Annotated in this window: 14 protein-coding genes; 13 read left to right on the plus strand and 1 reads right to left on the minus strand. The window is 53.2% G+C overall.

Annotation, left to right across the window (positions count from 1 at the left end; translation table 11 throughout):
• Positions 1-4 precede the first annotated feature (4 nt).
• The 13 genes from SH668x_RS17395 (at position 5) to SH668x_RS17455 (ending at position 21,772) form a co-directional block, all read left to right on the plus strand.
• Complete coding sequence (locus SH668x_RS17395; RefSeq protein WP_437186330.1) at positions 5-553, plus strand: NUDIX hydrolase; 549 nt, start codon at positions 5-7, stop codon at positions 551-553.
• A gap of 361 nt (positions 554-914) precedes the next feature.
• Positions 915-2,615, plus strand: a complete 1,701-nt coding sequence (locus SH668x_RS17400; protein ID WP_437186331.1) for a GspE/PulE family protein — start codon at positions 915-917, stop codon at positions 2,613-2,615.
• A 384-nt stretch (positions 2,616-2,999) separates the two neighbouring features.
• Entirely contained in the window at positions 3,000-4,112 is a 1,113-nt protein-coding gene (locus tag SH668x_RS17405; RefSeq protein WP_437186332.1) for a type IV pilus twitching motility protein PilT, read from the plus strand.
• A gap of 71 nt (positions 4,113-4,183) precedes the next feature.
• Entirely contained in the window at positions 4,184-5,902 is a 1,719-nt protein-coding gene (locus tag SH668x_RS17410; protein ID WP_437186333.1) for a GspE/PulE family protein, read from the plus strand.
• A gap of 145 nt (positions 5,903-6,047) precedes the next feature.
• Entirely contained in the window at positions 6,048-7,301 is a 1,254-nt protein-coding gene (locus SH668x_RS17415; RefSeq protein WP_437186334.1) for a type II secretion system F family protein, read from the plus strand.
• A 224-nt stretch (positions 7,302-7,525) separates the two neighbouring features.
• Positions 7,526-8,536 (plus strand): prepilin-type N-terminal cleavage/methylation domain-containing protein, encoded by a 1,011-nt coding sequence (locus SH668x_RS17420; RefSeq protein ID WP_437186335.1) that lies wholly within the window; start codon positions 7,526-7,528, stop codon positions 8,534-8,536.
• 9 nt (positions 8,537-8,545) lie between these two features.
• Positions 8,546-9,538 (plus strand): type II secretion system protein, encoded by a 993-nt coding sequence (locus SH668x_RS17425; protein ID WP_437186336.1) that lies wholly within the window; start codon positions 8,546-8,548, stop codon positions 9,536-9,538.
• 9 nt (positions 9,539-9,547) lie between these two features.
• Positions 9,548-10,750, plus strand: a complete 1,203-nt coding sequence (locus SH668x_RS17430) for a pilus assembly FimT family protein (protein WP_437186337.1) — start codon at positions 9,548-9,550, stop codon at positions 10,748-10,750.
• Positions 10,750-12,114 carry a type IV pilus modification PilV family protein gene (locus SH668x_RS17435; protein WP_437186338.1) on the plus strand — a complete coding sequence of 455 codons (1,365 nt, stop codon included), beginning with the start codon at positions 10,750-10,752 and terminating at the stop codon, positions 12,112-12,114. Before SH668x_RS17430 ends, SH668x_RS17435 begins: the two co-directional genes overlap by 1 nt.
• The gene (locus SH668x_RS17440) at positions 12,111-13,868 is read left to right on the plus strand and encodes a PulJ/GspJ family protein (RefSeq protein WP_437186339.1); all 1,758 of its coding nucleotides are present in this window, start codon (positions 12,111-12,113) and stop codon (positions 13,866-13,868) included. The genes SH668x_RS17435 and SH668x_RS17440 overlap by 4 nt, the downstream gene beginning before the upstream one ends.
• 111 nt (positions 13,869-13,979) lie before the next feature.
• Complete coding sequence (locus SH668x_RS17445; protein WP_437186340.1) at positions 13,980-18,779, plus strand: hypothetical protein; 4,800 nt, start codon at positions 13,980-13,982, stop codon at positions 18,777-18,779.
• A gap of 450 nt (positions 18,780-19,229) precedes the next feature.
• Complete coding sequence (locus SH668x_RS17450; RefSeq protein ID WP_437186341.1) at positions 19,230-20,306, plus strand: DUF1559 family PulG-like putative transporter; 1,077 nt, start codon at positions 19,230-19,232, stop codon at positions 20,304-20,306.
• A 425-nt stretch (positions 20,307-20,731) separates the two neighbouring features.
• Positions 20,732-21,772 carry a PIN/TRAM domain-containing protein gene (locus SH668x_RS17455; RefSeq protein ID WP_437186342.1) on the plus strand — a complete coding sequence of 347 codons (1,041 nt, stop codon included), beginning with the start codon at positions 20,732-20,734 and terminating at the stop codon, positions 21,770-21,772.
• 200 nt (positions 21,773-21,972) lie between these two features.
• Here the strand turns inward: SH668x_RS17455 and SH668x_RS17460 are convergent, their stop codons facing one another.
• Positions 21,973-23,277, minus strand: a complete 1,305-nt coding sequence (locus SH668x_RS17460) for a beta-ketoacyl-[acyl-carrier-protein] synthase family protein (RefSeq protein ID WP_437186343.1) — start codon at positions 23,275-23,277, stop codon at positions 21,973-21,975.
• Positions 23,278-23,534: the final 257 nt, after the last annotated feature.

Here is a 23,534-nt window from a genome sequence, read left to right on the forward strand (position 1 = left end):
CGACATGGAAAAATCACCCTGCGAAATTATGGCAGAGGGGAAATATCTGAAGCTCCTTAAGCAGGGAGACTGGGAGTATGTGGACCGGACACGCGGCATACGGGCTGTCGCAATTATCGCCATCACACCGAAGAACGAACTGGTCCTCACTGAGCAGTACCGAGTGCCGCTTGATGGCATGGTGTTCGATCTCCCCGCAGGACTTGTCGGAGATGAACCCGGCTCAGAAAACGAAGCCGAAGAACTCGCTGCACATCGGGAACTGGTTGAGGAAACCGGCTATCAGGCGACGACGCTGTTACGTGTGATCAGCGGACCGACTTCCGCTGGAATGGCCACAGAGCAGGTGACGTTTTTCCTCGCTCGTGATGTGCATAAAGTAGGAAATGGAGGTGGCGTCGCCGGTGAGAGTATTCAGGTGCATCTTGTCCCGTTGAACGATTGTACTGCCTGGCTTCTTGCACAAACGACCAAAGGAAAACTGGTCGACGTCAAGACGTTTTTTGCAGCAGCTTGGCTGAAAGCTGAATGCGAACGCAGTTCATCTCGATGAGCTGACTTTTATCGATGGAACGAAAGAGCCACGAAACAGCCGGGAGGACATCTCATGGAGACGAAGTTGCCGGTACTAACGCTTGTGCGGGCTATCATTCGATAGGCTGGTTCCACCTGAAACGCGATTTCCAAGCGCACAAACGACCAAATTCTCTTGAGTTTTGTCTTTCTTCAAATTCAGATCTCAATCTGTGGATGCGGCTCCCTGTTTCCGGAGTCAATCCCTTTCTACACTGAAGAAAAGTTCAGACTGGCATCGGTCACCGGTTCACGGCGGCTTTGGTGACCGTTTCTACAGCATTTCCTTTGAATTCACTTCAATCGCAATTCAATCACGACAGCAATGAGGAATCCCATCGATGGCGGGAAATGATTGGCTGTATCAGTTTGTTGACGATGGCACGATCAGTGCGGATCAGCTGGACGAAGCAATCGGCATGGCCCGAAACATGGGCGGACAGCCAGAGGACGCTTTAGTCCGACTCGGCTATGTCGAAGCCTCTGCGGTCGCTGCCGCCAAAGCGAAAGCATTCGGCTTCAGCTTCGTCGACCTCGACAATATGGAGATTCCCCATTCGTTGATCGAGCTGGTGCCAGAATCGGTCGCCCGCGAAAACAACTGCATCCCCATCGAGTTCAAAGGGGAACGCCTTGTTGTGGCAGTGACCGACGCCATGAATATGGACATTATGGATAAACTTCGTTTTATCCTTGCCCGCGACGTCGAGCTGACAACCGCATCAAAAGAGTCGATCGCAACCGCCATCAATCGTCATTATGGACAATCTCAAACCGAGTCTGTCGATACGATGATTCAGGAGTTCACCGAAACAGCGATCGACTTCACCGAAACGGAGATGAAAGAGGCCGCCTCCGCGGAGAAGGATATTGAGGGCTCCCCGATTGTGAAGTTGGTGAATTTAATCATCAACGAAGCGGTCAACATGCGGGCCAGCGACATTCACATTGAGCCGTTCGAAGATCGAATTCGCATCCGCTACCGAATCGACGGAGCACTCGTCGAACGCGACAGCCCCCCGAGACGTCTACTTCCAGCGATTACTTCACGCCTTAAAGTCATGGGGCGCATGGACATCGCCGAGAAGCGAAGACCTCAGGACGGCCGAATCAAAACGCGAGCCGGCGGAAAAGAAATCGACCTCCGCGTCAGTATCCTGCCGACTAACCACGGTCAGGCCATGGTGTTACGAATTCTCGACCGCGACAACATCAAGGTCGGTATTCGAAACCTGGGATTCAGCGAAGACAACTATCGGCGCTTTCACAACATCATCCGTCGCCCCAACGGGATCTTTCTGGTGACAGGGCCAACCGGTTCTGGAAAGACGACGACGCTGTACAGTGCTTTAGGTGAACTGAATCGCCCAGACCGCAAAATCATCACTGCAGAAGACCCTGTCGAGTATTACCTTCCCGGAATCAATCAGGTGGAGGTGAAACATCAGATCGGTCTCGATTTTGCGCGAATCATCCGTGCGATGCTCCGTCAGGCCCCGAACGTGATTCTCGTTGGAGAAATTCGCGACACGGAGACCGGAGAAATGGCAATTCAGGCTTCTTTAACTGGACACTTGGTTTTCAGTACATTACACACGAACGATGCGCCCGGAGCTATTACACGTTTGATCGATATGGGTGTACAGCCATTTTTGGTGGCATCCAGCCTCATGGCGGTCATGGCTCAGCGACTTTTAAGGACGGTCTGTCCAAAGTGTGGAGAGTCTTACCAGCCAGACCAGGCTGAGCTCTCACTCTTTGAACTGACACCTGACCAACTCGAGAACGCGACCTTCCGACGCGGCAAAGGGTGCAAGCACTGCCAGCACACCGGCTGCCGAGGACGTAAAGCTGTCTTCGAACTGATGATGCTCAACTCGAGCATTCGAGACATGGCATTCAAGAGTGAACCAGCCCAGAACATCCGCCGCCAAGCCCGACTGTACGGGATGAAGACCTTGGTGGAAGATGCTGTAGACAAAGCACTTGAGGGACTTTCGACACTCACTGAGGCGTACAAACTTTCAAGCGGAGGACACTAGAAGTCAGGGCCGAGAGATGTCGCAGATCGGGGAGGAGGACGGGGGGGGGGGATTTCCAGATCCGACTAGGGTTCCCACCACGCGACTACCGGACTTCTTCTCATCGACCGACACTGACTTCAATCCAATCCCGCTGTTACGAAAAGCTGAGCTGCTGGGCGTAATCGCCACAACTGACAGCCCGAGTAGAGAGATGCGGTGGTTAATACAACCGCAGACAATCAGCCAATGATGAGAGTCGAAAAACAGTTAAGAGAAAGTATGTTCTCCCGACATCGGTCGCCTTTTGATCGATTTCTGAGAGAGTGTTGCCAATAATCACTGATACATCAGCATTCTACTGATGTGTCAGGTCTGCTCGGACATTCGTCAATAAGGGTCTCGATGGCTTCCTTTCAAATCGACAAACTCCTGGAGACGGTGGTTCGCGAAAAAGTCAGCGACCTCCACATCACCACTGGCCAACCCCCTGTGGTCCGGCTCTCCGGCCGTATGCAGCGACTTGATACAAAATCGCTCGAACCAGAAGACACGAGCGCGCTGATGAAAAGCATCACGCCAGAGCGAAATCAGCAGGAGCTTCAGGAAAAAGGGGGGACCGACTTTGGTTTCGCCTTCGGGGACAAGGCCCGTTTCCGCGTTGCAGTGTTTAAGCAGCGAGGTCAGATCGGGATGGTTCTTCGGCGAGTACCGAATGAATTCCTCACGTTCGAGCAGTTGGGACTACCTCCCATCATCAGCGAATTGATCACTCGTCCCCGTGGTCTATTTCTCGTGACTGGTCCAACCGGATCGGGAAAGACCACTTCGCTGGCGAGCATGATTAACTACATCAACGAACACGACCAGCATCACATTATTACACTCGAAGATCCGATCGAGTATTACCACCAGCACAAGAAATCGACCATTAACCAGCGGGAAATCGGAGTCGACGTCCCGAGCTTCCCGGAAGCACTACGACGTGCCCTGCGTATGGACCCCGACATCATTCTGGTGGGGGAAATGCGAGACCTTGAAACGATTTCGTCGGCGATCACCGCTGCCGAAACCGGGCACGTGGTGTTCGGAACCCTGCACACCACAGGTGCTCAAGGAACCGTGGACCGTATCATCGACGTGTTCCCGACGAACCAGCAGGAACAGGTTCGTACCCAGCTATCGAATGCAATCATCGGAATTCTAAGCCAGGCGTTGTTGCCGCGAATCCCCAAGGGGCTTGTCGCTGCCTACGAAATGCTGGTGGTCACTCCTGCTATTGCCAACCTGATCCGTGAAGCGAAAACCTTCCGTATTAATTCGTCCATTCAAACCGGACGTAAATACGGGATGCAACTGCTGGACGATGCCCTGTTCGACCTCTGGCGAAAAGGGCTGTGCGAAGAAAAGTCTGTCGTCACCAAATCCAATAATCCGGGGGAACTCAAGGCGCGTATCGCAAACGCCAAGAAAGGAATTCTGGACGAAGAAGAAGACGAGGATGAAGACGAGGAGTGATCTTGATCGACTCCGCTCGTTGTCAGTGTTCCCCGTAGTTCTTCGCTTAGAAAACACACAGGAATTGTGCGATGGCCCAACGAAAACTTGGACAAATTCTGGTTGACCTCGGTTATCTGACAGAGGATCAGCTCTGGGATGTTCTTGAAGAACAGAAGCAGAGCCCCGGTGAAGTGATTGGTCAGGTCGCCAAACGCATGGGATTGGTCACGGAACCTCAGATTACTGAGGCTCTGGCAGACCAATTTGGGATGCCTGTCGTCAATCTGGACGAGACAACCATCCTTCCCAAGGTGCTGGAACTTGTTCCGGAAACCATGGCGAGTGTTTACAAAATCATGCCCGTCTCGCTGAAGGACAACGTCCTGATGGTGGCGATGGCAGATCCGCAAAACCTCGGTGCCCTCGACGACTTAAGAAACTTCCTTGGGTATGAAGTCAAAGGTTCAGTCTCTTCTCTCGCGGAAGTCGAAGCAGCGATCTCGCGCCACTACGCCACCCGCACCGAAGACGACATGGAAGGACTCATGGGCGAACTGGAAGCCCTTGAGGGAACCAAGTCGCTAATTGCTTCTTCCGGACCGATTGAGCTGGGAGGAGATGATGAAATCTCCAACTCCCACCCGATTCGTAAGTTGCTGAACATGGTGATTCTGCTCGCCATTAAAGATCAGGCGAGCGATATCCATTTCGAGCCATTTGAAGACGAATTCAAGATTCGCGTGCGTGCCGACGGGGTGCTGTACGAGATGGTTCCTCCGCCACGTCACTTGGCTGCTGCAATTATCAGCCGCGTGAAGGTGATGGCGAACCTCGACATTGCAGAACGTCGACTGCCGCAGGACGGACGTATTGAATTGAACGTCGGTGGAAACTCCGTCGACTTGCGAGTCAGCGTGTTGCCGACAATGTTCGGCGAAGCAGTCGTTATGCGAATTCTCGACCGGACCGTGGTCCAGTTGAGTCTCGACAAGATCGGAATGGACCCGACCACTCTGACACGTTTCCGGGGCATGATTGACCGGCCGAACGGCATCGTTCTGGTGACGGGACCGACCGGATCCGGGAAGACGACCACCCTTTATTCCGCTCTGAACGAACTGAATAAAATCGACGTCAAGATCATCACCACCGAAGACCCGATCGAGTACGACATCGACGGGCTGGTCCAGGTGCCGATCAACTCCGAAATCGACGTCACCTTTGCGAAGGCACTTCGTGCGATTCTCCGCCACGATCCAGACAAGATTCTGGTCGGAGAAATTCGAGACTTTGAAACGGCTGAAATCGCGGTGCAGAGCTCGTTGACTGGCCACTTGGTGTTCTCCACCTTGCACACGAACGATGCCCCTTCCGCAGTGACTCGGTTGCGGGATATGGGAATTCCGCCGTTCCTCATCACTGCGACCGTCGAAGCGGTGCTCGCCCAGCGACTCGTGCGACGAATCTGCGTGGAGTGCCGAACGGAGTTTGAGCCCAGCGATGACCTCCTGATGGAGCTCCAACTTCCCATCGAGCAGGCGAGGCGCTACAAATTCTATTACGGCAAAGGGTGCCAGCGTTGTAACAACTCCGGCTACAAGGGCCGAACCGGTATTTACGAACTCATGGAAGTGAATGACGACATTCGCGACATGATTTCCTCAGACAAATCTGTGGATGAAATGCGAAATCTCGCCCGCAGCCACGGAATGACAACATTGCGAGAAGCTGGCCTCAAGTTGATTTTCGACGGTGTTACGACGATCGACGAGATCGTTCGAGAGACAGTCATGGAAGACATTGACTAACGGACAATGGGCGCAGGGAATGCCAAACAGGCAATCTCGAACACATGTGACTCGAAACCCGAATTGCAGTCGGCAACTGTCGGCAGCAACCAATTCATACAACAACTGAAACTTCTTCAGATTGTTCCTCTGGGAGTGCCGCAACATGCCGGTCTTTCAATACGAAGCGATGGACAACACTGGTCTCGAAATCAAAGAGACCATCGAAGCTCCTACAGAAGCGGATGCCCAGCAAATCATCCGCGAAAAGGGCTTTTACGTGACAAAAATCACGGAAAAGACCACTCGCAAGAAGAAAGATGGCAAGACAAAGGACGCTGCCAAGACTCAGGGGCCCAAGAAGAAAACGACATTTACAATCGGGGGGGTCAGCGCCAAAAAGCTCACGGCGTTTACCCGCCAGCTCTCCACACTTCAGGACGCTGGCCTTCCGATTTTGCGAAGCCTTCGCATTCTTGAAGGACAAGCGAAACCCGGACCACTCAAGAATGCGCTCATGGGCGTGATTGAAGACGTCGAGTCAGGGAACACGCTGTCGGAAGCGATGGCCAAACAGCCCAAGGCGTTCGACAATCTGTACGTCAACATGGTAAAGGCCGGGGAGGCCGGGGGTGCATTGGAAATTATTCTCCAGCGTCTCGCCGAGTTTAAAGAACGTGCTCAAAGTCTGAAACGCAAAGTACAAGGGGCGATGATTTACCCTTGTGCGGTGATCACCGTTGCGACGTTGATCGTGGGCTTCATCATGTACTCCATCATTCCGAAGTTTAAAGAGATCTTCATCGGCTTCGGCGTGGAACTTCCGCCCATGACAGTTGCGCTGATCACGATGAGCGATGCGGTGGTTTCTTACTGGTATTTGATCCCAGTGGTTCCTCTAGCGATCTATATCTCAAGTAAGATCATCAAGAAGAATAAAACCGGAGCCTATATTGTTGACCGGATCTCACTGAAAATACCGCTCTTAGGCCAGATTCTGGCCAAATCGACGGTAGCGAGAACGTGTCGAACGCTGGGAACGCTCATTGCTTCCGGGGTGCCGATTCTTGAAGCGTTATCCATCGCTCGAGATACCGCGGGAAATGAAGTCTTTCGAAAGGCATTTGACCACATTCACTCTTCCATTCGCGAAGGAGAGTCAATGGCTGTGCCGCTCCGTGAAACCCGCATCGTCGACGACCTGGTCGTCAACATGGTTGACGTGGGTGAAGAAACCGGTGCTCTCGACAACATGCTTTACAAAGTCGCAGACGTTTACGACGAAGAGGTCGGGGTGTTGGTGGAAGGTCTCATCAACATGCTTGAACCGATTATGGTGGTCGTTTTGGGTCTTATCGTCGGCTTCATCGTCATCGCGTTGTTCATGCCGCTGGTGAAGTTGCTAAACGACTTGTCGTAATCCATAAGCAGCCCGTCTGGTTTAGCATCACCGTTTTACTCTGATGCTAAACCAAAGCTGCGGACTGGCATTCAAACTGCTTTATTACTTCGCGGGGCGAGTTTCAGTTCAAAACCGATTCAGGAATCAACGCGGAGTCAGCGAGAAAACACAGTTCTGTACTATTTCGCAACAAACCGCAACACAGAGTTCCATCACATCAGAACCTCATCCAGAGGCCCGTCATGAAGTCATCGCTCAACAAATTGGAAAATCGTATGCGAATGGCTCAGCCGCAGCCTGTGTACAAGCGATCCGCTTTCACTCTCATCGAGTTGATCGTTGTCATTCTGATCATCGGGATTCTCGCTGCCATTATCATTCCATCGATCAATGGCGCCCGTATCGCCGCTCAAGAGGCCTCCGTCGTCGTCGACATCAAGAATCTTGAAGCAGCGATCGCAAACTTCAAGCTGAAATACGGCGTCGAGCCTCCCAGTTCCTTCGTGATTCACGAAAATGGAGCATGGGATCCGAACAACAAGGCTGACAGAGACAGTCTCGCTGTCATCCGACAGATCTGGCCATTGTACAAACCCACTGCAATGAACCCTCCCGGAGACGTCAACGGGGATGGTGACGCCACAGACATACTGCGACTCAACGGGGCTGAGTGCCTCGCCTTCTTCCTCGGCGGCGTTTGCGATACCTACGACGGTGCAAGTCCACTGGTCACAGCGTCCACGTCAAATGCCGGTACTCCAAATTCCTGGGTCCCCAGAGGGTTCAGTGCAAACCAAAACAAACCCTTTGACCGAGTCAGCACGACTCGTGTGGGTCCGTTCATGGAGTTTGACCCGAAGCGACTTGTCCTAGTCACCTTCAGCGATTCAGCAAACAAAATGCCCGGACTGCTGGACACATTGCCAAATCAGACAGTCCCATACACTTACGCCTCTTCTTATGACGGACGTGGATACAACAAGTCCAGCACAGCTGCCGATGCACCGAACCCGGATTTCGGTGAGGACGCTGCAGGGAGTTCTTCCCTCATCTTCAAGGACACGATGCTCCGTACCTACGTGAATCCAAAGGGAAATACCCCTTACAACGGCAAGACATACCAGCTGATTTCTCCGGGACGAGACAGCAAATTTGGTGTCGGTGGCGTATACGACTCGGATTCCACCCTGACAGCCGATCAGGCAGATGATCGCGACAATATCACCAACTTCTCCCGTGGACGTTTGCAGTAAGCCAATCCCATGCGTAATTCAACTCCACACATGAAACATTTCAGCCGATCCGGCTTCACGCTGATCGAACTGTTGGTTGTGATGGCCATTATCGGTGTCCTCGCAACCATCGGGATCACAGCGGGTATGTCCGCGATGGAAGGTGCGAAAGTCGCTGCCACTAAGACGACCATCGCCCAACTGAACCGCATGATTCAGGAGCGTATGGACGGGTTTCTTGAACTTGATCTAAAAAACGACGCGAAGAAGTTCCGGAGTGCGTATAACGCCGGTGGGAATTCGAACCCTGTTCCCACCCAGATCAATGATGAACTGGCTGAGATCATTCTTCGCCGACGCTACTACATGAACTTCTTCCCGCAAAACGCACACGACCTGTACGGCTTTGCTGAGACTTATACCAGCGGCGGAGCAGACGTCACCGACATCCGTGACGCTTGGAACAATGCGACAGGTTCAGGAACACACGCCGAAGAGACTGAAAGTTCTGAGCTGCTTTACATCTTCCTGTCCAGTTCACGCAAGTTTGGACGCGAAGTCGCGAACATTGATGAAATCAATCCGAAACATATCGCTGATACAGATGGTGACGGCCGCTTGGAGTTTGTCGATGCCTGGGGCAAGCCACTTCGGTTCTACAACGCTCCGACGCGCCTTATCAAGGACACCACCGGAATCCGCGAAGCGATGTTTCAGGGATTGCCAGCGGATCTGACAATCGACCCGCTCGACCCGATTGGTCGCATCAGCCTCGGATCGAATATCGGATTGTTCTCTGCGCCGTTCCGGCTTCGGATCAACAATGCGATGGTCAATGCAGAACACCTCGGGGCCGATTTTTACTTCGACCCAGAAACCTATTTTGCGTTCCTATTGGTGTCGAGCGGACCGGATTCCAAGTTGGGGCTCGGAGAGCCGACACTCGAGCACAATCCAAACCGTCTGGGTCATGTCCTCAGCGGCGATGAAGCCAGCGATAACATTACGAACCGTCAACAGTAGTCGGCGAACATGAAGCGAACTTACCTTAAAGCTGGTCGGCTTCATCTGCTCACCTCAGGCGAGCAGAAGGCCGCTCGCCATCACGGCGGTTTCACATTGATTGAACTGCTGGTTGTGATGGGGATCTTCGTCATCCTCGCCACGATTTCCATTTCAGCATTCCGCGGAACCGACAAGGATCGTGTTTCCAACGCGTCTGCCACATTCAAAAATGCTCTCGAAGGGGCCAAGTCCCGTGCGGTGAAATCGAACCAGACGCGCGGGCTTCGCCTGAATCTCGCCTCCGGATCGACCAGCGAAGTCACCAGTTTCGTCTACCTCAACGGTGGCAGCGTCGAAACGATGACTGTCCGTGTTGAGTTCAATAACTTGCCGGGCATCGATCGCTGGATGCTCGCTGGATACGGCGAAGCCAACGACATTCTGATCCAGTACGTGAGCAAAGGGCTGATCACTTCCGGAACAGAAGTTGAAATTCCTGCGTATAGCAACAACTGGCTCAAGTTCCAACGATTCGATGAAAATCCCACGTTGCCATTAACATCCCAAACATTCGCCGGTGCTGATGTCTGGTGGCCGTTGAGTGGTGCGATCACAGGAGCGACTGCTGCTGAGGCAGGTCCTCCGGAGAATGGACTCGGGAGGCGTTACAGTCCAGCACCTGAGGAAGAACTCGACGCAGGATCAATTGGTCTTCCGTCCGCCTTGGCTTCCCAACAGCTTCAAGTTCGAGTCAAGTTGCAGCCATCGATCCTGACCGGATCGGAACCAATCACCCTTCCAGTCAACACCTGTGTCGATCTGGTTGCCAGCAAGATTCCATCCAACTGGCGTCCGCAAGTCGCCGGAGACCGATTCGGACCGAATCGCGGGGGCTACATGGATATCCTCTTCACGCCACAAGGGACACTCGCTCGTCCACTTTCAGTCGAGGGGATTCTTCACTTCGTCATCGCATCGCAAGTCGATCTCCAGAAGTCGGCCGCACGTACAGCGAACGATGATCCAACATTTGTCCTCGATTTGGAAAGCGGCGCAAAGCTCGTCTCTGTCGTCACTCAGACAGGAATGCTGATCAACGCAGACCTAAACATCTCAAACAACCTGACAGATCCCAGCCCTGAACCGAACGATTTCGTGGGAGCCCTCTCCGGTCTCACTGGAATCAACAATCCCTACTACTACGCCATCTTCGGCAAGGAGTCCAAGTGATGAAGCTGCACTTGAAAGCTCCTCGAACATCACATCGCCGACACGCTGCAACCTTGGTTGAAGTGCTGATGTCGCTGATGATTTTGAGCCTCGGGGTGGTCAGCGTCTTTACGCTGTTCCCACTCACGCTGGTCTCTTCGATTAAAGCAAATCAGCTGACGACATCCCGGCTTTATGCGGATCAGATTGCAGCAGCGATCCGCGCCCGTCCCGAACTCGTTCTGGGTGCCAGAGAATGGCAGCCGAACCAAAACTACACCAATGGCTCAGTCGTCACAGGGAGAATTTTACAGGGGTCAACTTCTCCTCCATCGAACGAGTACTACCGTTGCATCGCTGCGGGGACGAGTTCCTTCATGGAACCGGAATGGCCTTCGGTGACAATCGCGGTCCCCACAATTACAGAAGCAACCAATGTGGAATGGCAGAGAATTCCTTTGCCGTTCCAGAATGGAACTCCGCCGGGAATGCAGTTTACGCCCTACAAGTACGTCGTCGATCCGATGGGAGCGATCAACTCCATCCCGCTGACCAATCCGCTAAGGCATGCTTTCGGCAATTATGCTTCTCAACTGGTAGACAACAATTTCCCGCGTCCAAACGGTCTGCTTCTGCGTACCAACTGCGGCATCGAAAATGAACTGACAGCAATCCAAACGAACTTCCTGTCACAGGATTCCTGGACCACAGTCTTCACTGCGGTGCCGCTCACCTTCACTCGCCCCACAGACCCGAATAATCGAACGTCGACAATCACCTTTGATCCAACAATCAGCATCGATGGCCTGCCGCTCAAGACGGATCCATACGACTGGACAATCCCGGCACGAGTCATCGCCATTTCCGCAGATGGGCGCCGAAGTGCGACAGCGAATCTGATCGGTATGGATGTCGCCAATAAACAAATCACTGTCGACTCCAGGTTAAATGGGGCGGATCCGATTGGGTCGGTGCGAGTTGAGACATACGAACCACGATACACATGGCTGGCTGCCGTTGATCGAACGACGCCAACCTTTACCACTGTTCAGTGCGCCATTTTCTTCAACAGAGATTACCGGGACGAATCGGAGCAGATCTATCCTGCCCTGCTGATACCTGGCACTTTGGATCAGGTGGAATTCGACAGTACAGTGATGGATTCGATTGAAAGCGACATCAAGTCGAAGCCCTATGCTCCTGTAGGGGGATATGTCTTTGACGTCGACGCAGTGAAGTTCCATCGCATTGTTGATGTGAAGAAAACCTGGGGCACCAATTCACTGTCGTCGATCACTGTCTCTCCAGTTTTTAACGGCCCTCAACGTCCTCGCAACTTGATTTTCATGCCCGGAATCGTGCGGGTTTACGAGATGTCACTATGAGCAGACTCAACACATCTCATCGAATGTCCCAGCGTCGCCGCTTCGCGCTGATTGTTCAGCGTGGTGGGTCGCGGTCTGGCTTTACGCTTGTTGAAATGCTTGTTTCGACGGCGCTCGTCGTGTTGATCATGACACTGTTTGCCCAGATCTATGGCTCAACAGTTCAGACGATCACTCAACAGCGTGGCATTGGAAATAACGATCAGAAGGCAAGAACGCTCAACATGCTGATGTTGAACGATCTCAACGCGCGCACCTATCGTCAGGGCAACGCGACCTACACCGACGCCAAGGGAATCATCCCGATCAACGCTGGCGATGCGGATGATTTGGCCTTCGACCAAGAACGTCAACGTGGGTACTTCTACATCTCTGAGAATGACCCGGATGACGATACCGACGACGTCCTGCAATTCACTGCTCAGATCGGCACCGCCGCCACAGCGGGAGACCAGGCGACAGACAGTTCGAAGCTCTTTCTCGGGAAAGCACTTTCCCTTTCAGATCCTCCGGGCAATATGGGCTTCTACTTCCAAAGTCAGCCCGATGCGGATGACGGCGTCCGTGGCAACAACATCGGTCAATCACGAGCAGCAGAAATCTGCTACTTCGTTCGAGGCGGAAATCTCTATCGAAGAGTGTTGCTGTTGAGAGACCCACAATACGCCTCACCCGCGATTGATCCGCAACTGACCGATCCAACCAATGCCACTTACATTGTGCCGGGGACTCGGAACAATTTGCCCCCACTCATTCTGGGAAGCGGACCTCCTTCGAGCTATTTCAACGTATTTGATTACTCAACCACACGGCGATCATACGATGTGCCAACAAACTACTTCTGGCTGAATAACGTCAATTCGCTCAGCAACCTCTTTGACAATGAAACATCACTCGGAATCACTCGCTTCCGCTATGGGTTCGAAACATTCGCGACACCTCCGTCGGCGACAGTTGAATCACCGTTGATCGGACTTCCAGTCGAGTACACCACAGCCGACCGACAGTTTTTCGGGCGACTGACACATCAGGAAACGTCGTCACCCACGTGTACCTGGCCAGCAAGTTCACAAGCTCTTGGGCCATTTCCGAACTTGACCGCTGATTACGAAGTTGCAAACCTGGCGGACGGTCAGCGGGTTGGTGAAGACATCCTGATGACGAATGTCGAGGGGATGGATGTTAAGGTCTTCGACCCCGGTACGAACGGATTTGTCGACCTTTCCCGCGGAGACACATTTAACTCGGGCGTATCGCTTCTGGGGAATCCCGGATTCCACAGCGATCCGCACACCCCAGGCACACCGCTACGCAACAACTTTACGATCTTCGATACGTGGCATGAACGGAATGTATTCGGTGGCGTGACACTGCCTCCGGTCTATCCACTGAAGAGTCATAACGCGACGGTCCTCACGCCCAATACCAGTGGAGGGGGAACTTGGTGTAACGAAGCTCCAATACTCGGGCAGATCTATCGTCGACCGGCGGTCACTGGTGTGAATGCGATGAGCCCGAAGGTCTATCAAGTCGTCGAGCAGCGAAACACCATGACGTATGGCGGATTGCCCGGAAATGGCGAACCCTCACAGTGGGATCTGCCTTACAACGAATCATTCGAGGATGGGGACCTGACCTGGAAAGTCATTGATAACCGAATTGGCTTGCGGGCCATTCAGATCACCATTCGTTATCGAGATCCCGCAAAGGGATTGTCGAAGCAGTTGACCCTGATTCACTCGTTTGTTGAATAGCGATTCACAAGACCATTTCGCTTCCCCGTGCGACTCCAATCGTATCCCGTTCCAGAGGGAGCAGAGGAGTCACATTAAACACATCGCAGCGGGCGCCCAGCGAGGGCTATCATGAAAACGATCCAAAGACATTCGCACTCTCGCAGCAGCATTCCCCCAACGTCTTCCAATCGTCAGGGGGGAGCGGTCATCATTGTTGTGCTCTCGTTGTTGACGACTCTCTTGTTCCTGGGTCTGTTCTTCTACAACTGGACCACGCAGGAAGTGGCGAATTCGCAGAACTTCGCGAACGCCGACATTCGGCTGGCCCGGAAGGTCAATCCGATTCCAACGTTTAACATTGCAGCTGAACAGCTCCTCGTTGGAACCAAAGAAAACTCGTATCCATTCAGCGCCTTTTACGGCGGTCGCCTCTCCATGCTCTCGCACGTCATCGGGCGGATCAGTGGAGCAGACGATGAGCTCCGACCGACCGACCTGACAGTCGGAAACGGCACCGGAATTTTGACGAGATACACCGTCGACGCTGACGGCCTTCCAATGTTCGACGCGAATGGCGTCCCACAAGATTTCCGGTGGGTTTACCCAAATTCGACAATCTATCCCATCGTACTGACAGGTGAATTTAATTACGACCGGTTTGAAATCAACTTCAGCCGGTTGGTCCCAGCTGGGATTACCCCTCAATTTCAACCAGATGCTGGCTACACCTATCCGGACATCAACAGTCCGTTTCTGGCATACGAAGAGGATGCCCACGATCCGACGTCTTCAGACACTGCAAAACGTCGTGTGCTAATCCCGTCCTTCTTCCGTCCGCAATTGTTTCCTCAACTGCGTGCTAGCAGCGGGCCCGGTCTGTTCAACAACTTATATACTGACCCAGCCTTTCAGGCTCAGGTGCTGCGTCCACACCGGTCCCACGGCTACGCTTCACAGCCCCGTTACCTGAGTGCTGGCCCGGTGCAGGCCCAGTCGGGAGATCGCGGTCGAACTCTCGGAGCGTTTCCGTTTCCGGATGATCCATCATTCGATGCAGCTCAGATTACCGCGAACTCGCAGATGGGAATCTTCACGAACACCGCCCCCGGAACACCTTACTCGCTGCTGGATGTCGACCTCGATCTGGATGGCACCAAGGATGCGATTTACATCGACCTGGACCTCCCGATGCAGGAGCTTCCCGGTGGGCGCGAGTTCAAACCACTTGCCAGCTTCAAAGTCATCGACCTCGACGCCCTGCTTAACCTGAACGTCCACGGGAATGATCAGGCGGTCGCCCGATTGAATCGCGACGTCATCGATGGGGAACCGATTTCCGTATCCAATAACGGGATGTCTCGCAGTGAAGTCAATCCGTTGTGGGCACTGATGGAAGGACTCAAAGGATACGAAACAGAAGATCAGGCAACCTACGATCGGGCGACGACAGTCATTGGCGACGCGTACGGTGCCGCAAACCGTCCAGACGCGACACAGAACGCAGCGAATCGAATTCGATTGGCAAACATGGAGTGGCGACTTCTCCTCGCTGGTTATCTCCCCAGCAGCGGAGAAGAAGCGACAGTCGGACGGTATGGCGATCGACAGGCATTGAACAATTCGATCCTTCCACGTCCGGGTCTTCCGAGCACCGACGACGACACCGACAACGGAAACGCGAGCGGCCAGAATGGCTTTGGACTCCCAACCGTCGACGCAACCAACTTTCCAATTCCGGGTCTGGCGATTCCCGGTGCTGTTCATCCGATGTCTCCCGTTGGGTTGGGCATGCAGGAATACACCGACCTCACCGGTGATGGCTATCTCAAAGAAGCTCCCGGCATTGGAGCCAAGCGAACACTCGGAACAAACCCCGCGACAGCAAATAACCCCGCTGCGTGGCCACGCTACGTCGACTTTCGCTATCCAATGGGTTCAAATCCGGACTACCTTCTGGACCTGATGATCACAAGCCCGGGTGCTTCTCTTGCAAACTCGCTGGTCGATGAAGATGACGAAACCATCGTCGATTCCGGCAACCTGAGTTTCGGCCTGAATGACTCTCCATACACAGCTGCCGATAACGCGTTTCTGCAATTGGGGAATTCGGACCATTACAAGGCGGGGGTCTCCTCGCGACTGGGCAAGTTGGCATCTGTGAACTTCCAGTTTGCGAAGGAAGCGGAAAAGATTCGCCGACAGTTCACGACCGATTCATGGGATCGCTTGGACTTCGCGTACCCGTTGTCCGTCATGCGCGAGGAAATCAGCGCTGACCCCAACGACGGCGGGCTTGTGAAGTTCCCACCGACTTTCACTGTCACTGGAACTCAGGTTCAGCCATTCCGTGAAGAAGTTCGCATTCTCTTCAGAACACCGCTGGCAGATCAGAGCGAGATTGGGCAAAACCGACGAAGTCCTCGACAACGCCTGAATCTCAACGCCATTCTTTCGAACGATGCCCTCCATGGCGCAGCGAATGACGGCACAAAAGGGGCCATCAGAAATGGAAATCCTCGTTATCGTCCGCTCACCCCACATCCGCTCACGCTGACGGGTGAAGACAGCGTGATGGAAGTTCCGATGTATCACGGAGATGCAGGGGATTTCGCTGATGAGGTGATTGGCGAAAATTCGGCACTTTCGTTTGCCAACGTCAGTAACGCTGGCAACACCTATGTGCAGGAATGGTGGGCTCGCTACGACCGCCAGCGACTTGCTCGCGATATTTATACCCTGCTTTGGTTGCACGGTTCTGGTGATGAGAACGCTGACCCCCTCAATTCGAATCCCTACGCCAGCAATCCTGAACGAACACGTGAAATGGCGCAATTTGCTGTGAACGTGGTCGACTCCATGGACGCAGACAATGTCATTACCCGGTTTGAATACGATGAAGACCTTTCCGATGGCTGGAACACCGATCCAGCAAGCCTGAAGGTGGTGTATGGAATCGAACATCAGGAACTCGCCTTCAACGAGGCACTCGTCATCGCAACCACAGCGGCAGGGACAAACCAGACTACGACCGAAATCGATGACTCGACAATTACCGACAAGCACTTCAACACATTCCTCGAATTGCGAAATGCCGCTCCCTGGTCGGTCGATCTCGGACAGGGGAACTGGCGTATCCGTCGAATTCAAGATGGAGGAACCGATCAAGTTGCTGTCGCCCGAATTCGCGATACTCGCTCCGACAAAGGGGTAATCGGCCCCGGCGGTGAGTACCTGATTGGATGTCAGGATGGTTACAACGTATTCACTAGTGACGGCACGAGAGCACGTCCCAGCGAATTCCGCCTCGACCTGGATGACTCACAAGACGGGGTCTATGAACTGGTCGTCCCGAACATCATCGAAGCGCTTCCACGCGATGACACCACCACTCCGGATGCAGCAGAAACCAATCTCGATCTGGATCTGGTGTTTCACAAGCACAGTACATTCGTCAACGATGGGACTTCTCTGAACACGACCACGTCTCTTGTCAATCGTTCAAACATCGGAAGTGAAACTCATGTGACATTTGTACTGGAACGATCACTCCGTCCGGGAGCAGGCGGGCAAGTCGACGCAAGCTACAACCCTTGGGTGGAAGTCGACCGGGTCCGTGTCGAAGTGCGTGATTTTAATCCAGTGAATCTCGATGGCGTGAGTGATCTGAAGAGCTCCGAACGAATCAGCCCTTACGATTCTGGGGTCGCTCCGGATAACTTATTGTTCCGCGTATACACCGGGGCCAACACCGGAGTCGCAGACAACGATGATGCCATCGGGCACCACACGATGCCGTTCTTCCAGAGAGCCACTGTCGGTGACGGGGTTCGGCGAAACAGCCAGATGCCGTTGGCGAACTCATTTACTCTGTGGCAGCCACATTTCGACCGTCCATTCACTTCCGTCATGGACCTCCTGTCGATTCCGCTTTACGGCAATCGTGGGGTGGCAACTACAGATGCACCATACGCAGCTGCCGTCAATGGCGGGGCGTCTCGCAACGTTGCCGAACCAGGAACACCGCCAACTGGAACTGATGAACTGATGATGTCAGGCCACCGGGTCGCAGCAATGCGATTCCTGTATCCTCAGGACGCGGACACTGGGATTCCAGCGATTCCGGACTGGGGCCCAAGTGATGCCGACCCAGTTCCCCATTACCCAAATCGCTGGTATCGCCTCCTCGGGCTGGTGGATGTCGATTCCCAGAACGATTTGGCAATGGAGAAAAATGGCACGCTCGAACGTCGAACTCCCGGAAAAGTGAATCTCAACACATTGCGCAACGAAACGGTGCTGGCCGGATTGATTGACGATCCGTTCGTCCTGAATCCTTTGGGAAATATCGAATACCCCACCCGTGATCGTTTCGAAACAAACCGCAACTGGTTCCTTGAACATAAAGTGGCTCGCGATGGACGAGATCCATTCATGCCAGCGACCATTCCCAATTTGACCATCCCGGGCGGTTATCAGTCGCGCCCCTTCCAGCCTTTGAGCTACATGTTCAACACTGGGGCTGGTGGAACAGCTTCGACAAGTCTGAGTATTGAGAGCACTCTGTTGCGATCACGTCCCGGAAACCCTGGACACAATCTGTACGAAGCAGCGGCTGCCTCGGACGCAGAAGGTGATTTCGAGATCGATTACTACACGCGTCAGCGAATTCTGTCCAAGATTTCCAACAACACAACAACCCGCAGCCACGTCTTCGCGGTTTGGATGGGACTGGACTACTTCGAGGCACACACGCTGACAGTGAACAACACCAACTTCACACAGATCGGTTCGAAGGCGGCCCCAGATTTGATTCCAAGTTTCCGCATGTTCCTGGTCGTCGACATGTCGAAGCTGGAAGAGGCCTACGATCCGGTGACAGGAACCTTCAACTACGAAGCCTTCATCATTCACCGCCAGCTTCTCCCGTAAAAGAAATTTTTTACCGGGAAGAAATTTGTGGTTTAGGATTTGCAACCTTTCCCGTTTAATAAATGAGAGTCGCTGCAAACGCTTTGAAAAGCAGATGTTGCAAACCTCATTGCGAAGAAGTGAGACAGATCAGGGACTCATATGCATTAAAATGCAACACCCCTTGAATCGCGTTGAAACGAACGGTTAGGATTGGTTTAAGAGAAGAATCAACTGAACGGGGATTGCCGCATTCACGAGATTTTTCAGTTTGGCTGCTGAAATCATGCCTGTTGGCAATTGATGGAAGCAGAGAGTGAGTAGACACTTCAGTTCATTCGAGTTGTTTCTTTTGAATGTGAAGCGGTGGTTCAGCCGTGAGAATTGGCTGGACTGTGTTTTGAAAGACAGATTCCTGTCGAATTCGATTGCCAATCAACAGTCAATTTCCATAGCAGAGCGGAGAAAGCCATGAAAGTTCGCCTCGCATCCTCGACTCGTAAGCCCCAGCGTGGCGGCTTCACCCTGATTGAACTTCTGGTGGTGATTTCGATCATCGCCGTGCTGGCATCACTGGTTCTTCCAGCTGTCCAGAACGCCCGTGAATCCGGCCGCCGCATTACGTGCTTGAACAACATGAAGCAGTTGGGCATCGCAGCTCAGTCCTTCGCGACCACGAAGAACGGCCGCCTCCCATCGCTGTACGGTGATATCAGCTTGATGGATCCAACAGTTGCCTCTGGCGGAACCTACCCTCCGGCAAACTGGGTCATCCAGCTCTTTCCATTCATGGAAGAAACTGGAGCATTCGACATTCTGACCGATCTCGCACGTGCATCAGCAGTCCCCGTAGCAGGGTCAACCGCATACAACGAAATGCTCGCTAAGAGCTATCCGAACTTGAACTGCCCAAGCAGTCTATCCGCGAACAACCAGGCTAACCTCGGCTTTGTGGCCAACACTGGTTACATCCGTAATGACGCTTGGACAAACGGAAACGCTGCTCACCAGTTAAACGCGTACGGTTTTCCAGGCGCAGCAAATAGAGATGAACAATTGGTAGCTGATTCTGGCGTCTTCTTTCCTGCGAACGCTCCTGGGCTGAACTTTAGCGACAAGAATATCCGTCCGGCGCTGGATCGTGTCAAAGACGGCTTAACCCAGACGATCATGTTCTCCGAGAACGTCAATGCCGGCCAATGGCACAACACAACCGCTGCTGGGATTGGTTTCGGTATCTCTGTTCCAGGAACAGAAAGCGGCGGGGTTTTCAGTGTCACTTCCGCTGCAGATTACATTGGTTTGGGCGCTGCCACTGCAACGCTCGACCACCCAGAGCGTTCAAGAGTGAACTCAAATTTGTCGGGTGCGAGCACAGGGAGTACACCACGTCCATCATCCTACCACCCACAGGTGGTGAACGTTGTCATGTGCGACGGAAGCGGACGCACACTGAGCAATCAGGTGAACGACTCTGTGTATGCTCGTCTGATTTCATCAAATGGTAACGTCCACGGTCAGCTCCCAGTTAGCGGCGCCGATTTCTAATCGCTGTTGGGACGTGGCTGTTGATTCAATCGAAAGAGGCTTGCTCAACTTGAGCAAGCCTCTTTTTTCATTTGGTCTCTGCAACGCCCAGATCTCTCTGTTCAATATCAGAGAAAACCGTACTCCAAATACAATCTGCTTGATTGCCGAGAGAATATATTGAAATCAACCTGATGCACATCAACTTAGTGGCAAACACGTTGAAACGGCAATATGATCATTTTTGAAGTCATCAATTTCGGGTAATTTCCTCGAACCGTTCGCCCGGTTGGCTGGTTTGTTATTGGTACGAAACAGGGTGACAGCCCGACGTCCTGTCGACCCTGATTGTCAATGAAATCGATTCCCGCGTGGGAAATGCCGAAAGTCAATAGCCCCCACGGAATACGATCAAAGTCCCTCCTTCAGCTCAGGCAAAATCGCTCATGCTGCTTACAATTCTCCGTGCAACGTACATCCTCATTTGCGTTGGAGCATTGGCAACGTTCTGTTTCACCGAAACCGATGCCCTCCCTCAGCCGATTCGCGACAACAATGCAGTTGCCTTTTTCCTGCTCACACTGACAGCACTCTCGGTCCTTTTGGTCGACGTTTTGGTCCCCGTCAAAAGAGTCGATATCGTTTCCTCAATCTACTTCGGATTGCTCGTGGGAGTGATGCTGGCTTATATGTGCCGACTGGCGGTAAGCCCGTTTTTCTCCACGCGTGAACTCTTTGGAGACGATGGCTGGCGTTACCTGATGGTGTTTACCTTGATGACGGTGTTGATCATGCCGTACTTGTGTATCACCTTTTTGTTGCAGACCAAGGACCAGTTCCGACTCGTCATTCCCTACGTTGAGTTCTCCCGTGAACTCAAAGGGGGACGCCCGCTGATTCTGGATTCCAGCGCTCTCATCGATGGCCGAATCGCAGATCTCGTCGCGACGAACATCGTTGACTCCGAATTTGTTGTTCCACAATTCATCCTGCAGGAAGTGCAGGACATCGCCGACAGCCACGATAAACTTCGCCGAGGTCGTGGGCGTCGCGGATTGGACGTGCTGAAACGCCTTCAACAGGACCCGAAGGTCGACATCAAAGTGCAGGAAACGGACGCGAACAGCGACAAAACCGTTGATCAGCGACTTGTCGAAATTTCCCGCGAGCTGAACGGCCGATTGGTCACCAACGACGTCAATCTCAATAAGCTGGCGAGTGTCCAAGGGGTTGATGTGGTCAACCTGAACGAAGTCGCCAACTCACTCAAGCCTCGATTCATCCCTGGAGAACAAGTCCGGATTCGAATCATCAAAGAGGGTGAAGGACAAAGTCAGGGAATTGGCTACCTCGATGATGGAACGATGGTTGTCGTTGAAAACGGAACCCGGGAAATGGGGAACGAAGTCGACACCATTGTCACCAGTGTGCTGCAGAACAACGCTGGCCGCATGATCTTCTCACGACTGGTCGATGGACAGGTCTAAGCACAGTTGACGATCCTGATTCCCACACGGTCCGCCTGAAACTTGAGGAGGACCGTGTCGGAACGATCGAGTGACCACACTTGCTTCTCACTCAATTCCTGATCCCTGTGTTGAAGCTTGGTTGACAACAAAAAAGAACCGTTGCGAACTGATTCGCAACGGTTCTTTCATTTTCAGCTGATTGAGGTCGGAGTGACCAATCAGGCCGCTTCGACGATCACGACACTGGCCTGCCCGGGGCGAGTGAAATTGATGTTCAGGAACTTCTTGTTCGAGACTGCTTGAGGCTTCCCCTGCACCAGGTTAAGTCCGACAGACTCATCCGGAGTCTCAAGATTCAACACAGGCGGGACACTTCCGCTGTCGTTGAGCGAGAGAAGTGATGCACTGATTTCAAAGAATCCAGATGCAGCCCCAGCATTTCCGAAGAACCCTTTCAGTGCGGTCACCGGAATGTCCAGATCGCCAATCAACTCTCGCAGCGCCGCCGCTTCGGCCTGATCCGCTTCCAGAGTCGCAACACCGTGAGCATTGATATGTCCGATGTCAGAAATCTTCAGCCCGGCACGTCGCAGGGCTGAATTGACCGCATGAACAACAGCTGCCTTCACGTCTGCGACTCCCTCGGGTGTCGCGACGCACGAGGAGCTACCGCTGAGCAGATAGCCGTAGATATGAGCGCCGCGTCCCTTGGCGTGTTCTTCCTCTTCGAGGATGAAACATCCTGCCCCTTCAGAGACGACCTGACCGCTTCGATTCTGATCGAAGGGCTTGGAACTCTTGGAAGGATCTGATTCATCGAATGCCAGTGGATCGACCAACTTGGCGTGAATCGCACGAACAGGATGAATTCGGGTTCCCGTTCCTCCCACGATCATCACGTCGGCGGCATCCCGCTCAATGATGTTGAGTGCTTCGGTGAGCGCTACTCCTGGGCTGGCTTCATCCAGCGTCACAGAATTGCTCGGACCACGCGAATCGGTCGTGATCGCAATATGGCAAGCAGGCATATTCGGCAGATAACGGAGCATCCAGAGTGGCTCCATGGCTGCCATCCCAGTGGTCCCCCACTTGGAGAAGATGAACTTGCCGTTCTCATCCTGACAGGCCTTAACGGCATCTGCCATTGAATCTGGAGTGAAGAACATCAGGTTCGCACCGTAGTCGACCCCGATTCTCTCGCGAACGATTTCTTCAAGATTGATCTTGGAGTCTTCCAGAGCCTGAAACGCGACCGCAGTTCCAAGCTGGGTCTCACGACTCATCAACTTGATGCTCTTTCGCACCTGCTTGAGGTAAATCTTCTTGGCTGAATCTTCGTTGAAGCCCTTCACTTCTCCACCGATCCCACCGGGCGTTGAAGTGCAGCTGTAATACTCCATCGGAGCGATGCCAGATTTTCCCGCATTGAGATTCTGCAGGAACTCTTCACGACCAATCCCGATCGGCGAAAAGACCCCAATACCAGTAATGGCGACTTTGCGTTTCTTCACGTCTGAAGTCATGATGTTTTACGCTGTTCCTCTCATCGCAGATTTCTCTGGAAGGACAGATTCTCCACGAGCCTGTACCAGAGCAGAAATCGTATGCGAGCCGTGTCTGCTAGTGCCCCTATCGGGCTGACCTCAGACACACCTGTCTGTCAGATGTGTCGAATAAAATGTCTTCACTTTTTCGAACGAATCCGCAGCTATGCGGGTCGCCTGACCAGGACCCGGTGCATAACGACGGTCGAATGCTCCTGGCAACTTCCCTGACCAAG

The sequence above is a fragment of the Planctomicrobium mucosum genome, assembly GCF_051466335.1.
Taxonomy (GTDB): Bacteria; Planctomycetota; Planctomycetia; order Planctomycetales; family Planctomycetaceae; genus Planctomicrobium.

Excerpts from the sequence above, each read along its gene's own strand:
- SH668x_RS17395 (WP_437186330.1), top strand. The coding sequence starts at position 5 with ATGGAAAAATCACCCTGCGAAATTATGGCAGAGGGGAAATATCTGAAG.
- SH668x_RS17400 (WP_437186331.1), top strand. The coding sequence starts at position 915 with ATGGCGGGAAATGATTGGCTGTATCAGTTTGTTGACGATGGCACGATC.
- SH668x_RS17405 (WP_437186332.1), top strand. The coding sequence starts at position 3,000 with ATGGCTTCCTTTCAAATCGACAAACTCCTGGAGACGGTGGTTCGCGAA.
- SH668x_RS17410 (WP_437186333.1), top strand. The coding sequence starts at position 4,184 with ATGGCCCAACGAAAACTTGGACAAATTCTGGTTGACCTCGGTTATCTG.
- SH668x_RS17415 (WP_437186334.1), top strand. The coding sequence starts at position 6,048 with ATGCCGGTCTTTCAATACGAAGCGATGGACAACACTGGTCTCGAAATC.
- SH668x_RS17420 (WP_437186335.1), top strand. The coding sequence starts at position 7,526 with ATGAAGTCATCGCTCAACAAATTGGAAAATCGTATGCGAATGGCTCAG.
- SH668x_RS17425 (WP_437186336.1), top strand. The coding sequence starts at position 8,546 with ATGCGTAATTCAACTCCACACATGAAACATTTCAGCCGATCCGGCTTC.
- SH668x_RS17430 (WP_437186337.1), top strand. The coding sequence starts at position 9,548 with ATGAAGCGAACTTACCTTAAAGCTGGTCGGCTTCATCTGCTCACCTCA.
- SH668x_RS17435 (WP_437186338.1), top strand. The coding sequence starts at position 10,750 with ATGAAGCTGCACTTGAAAGCTCCTCGAACATCACATCGCCGACACGCT.
- SH668x_RS17440 (WP_437186339.1), top strand. The coding sequence starts at position 12,111 with ATGAGCAGACTCAACACATCTCATCGAATGTCCCAGCGTCGCCGCTTC.
- SH668x_RS17445 (WP_437186340.1), top strand. The coding sequence starts at position 13,980 with ATGAAAACGATCCAAAGACATTCGCACTCTCGCAGCAGCATTCCCCCA.
- SH668x_RS17450 (WP_437186341.1), top strand. The coding sequence starts at position 19,230 with ATGAAAGTTCGCCTCGCATCCTCGACTCGTAAGCCCCAGCGTGGCGGC.
- SH668x_RS17455 (WP_437186342.1), top strand. The coding sequence starts at position 20,732 with ATGCTGCTTACAATTCTCCGTGCAACGTACATCCTCATTTGCGTTGGA.
- SH668x_RS17460 (WP_437186343.1), bottom strand. The coding sequence starts at position 23,277 with ATGACTTCAGACGTGAAGAAACGCAAAGTCGCCATTACTGGTATTGGG.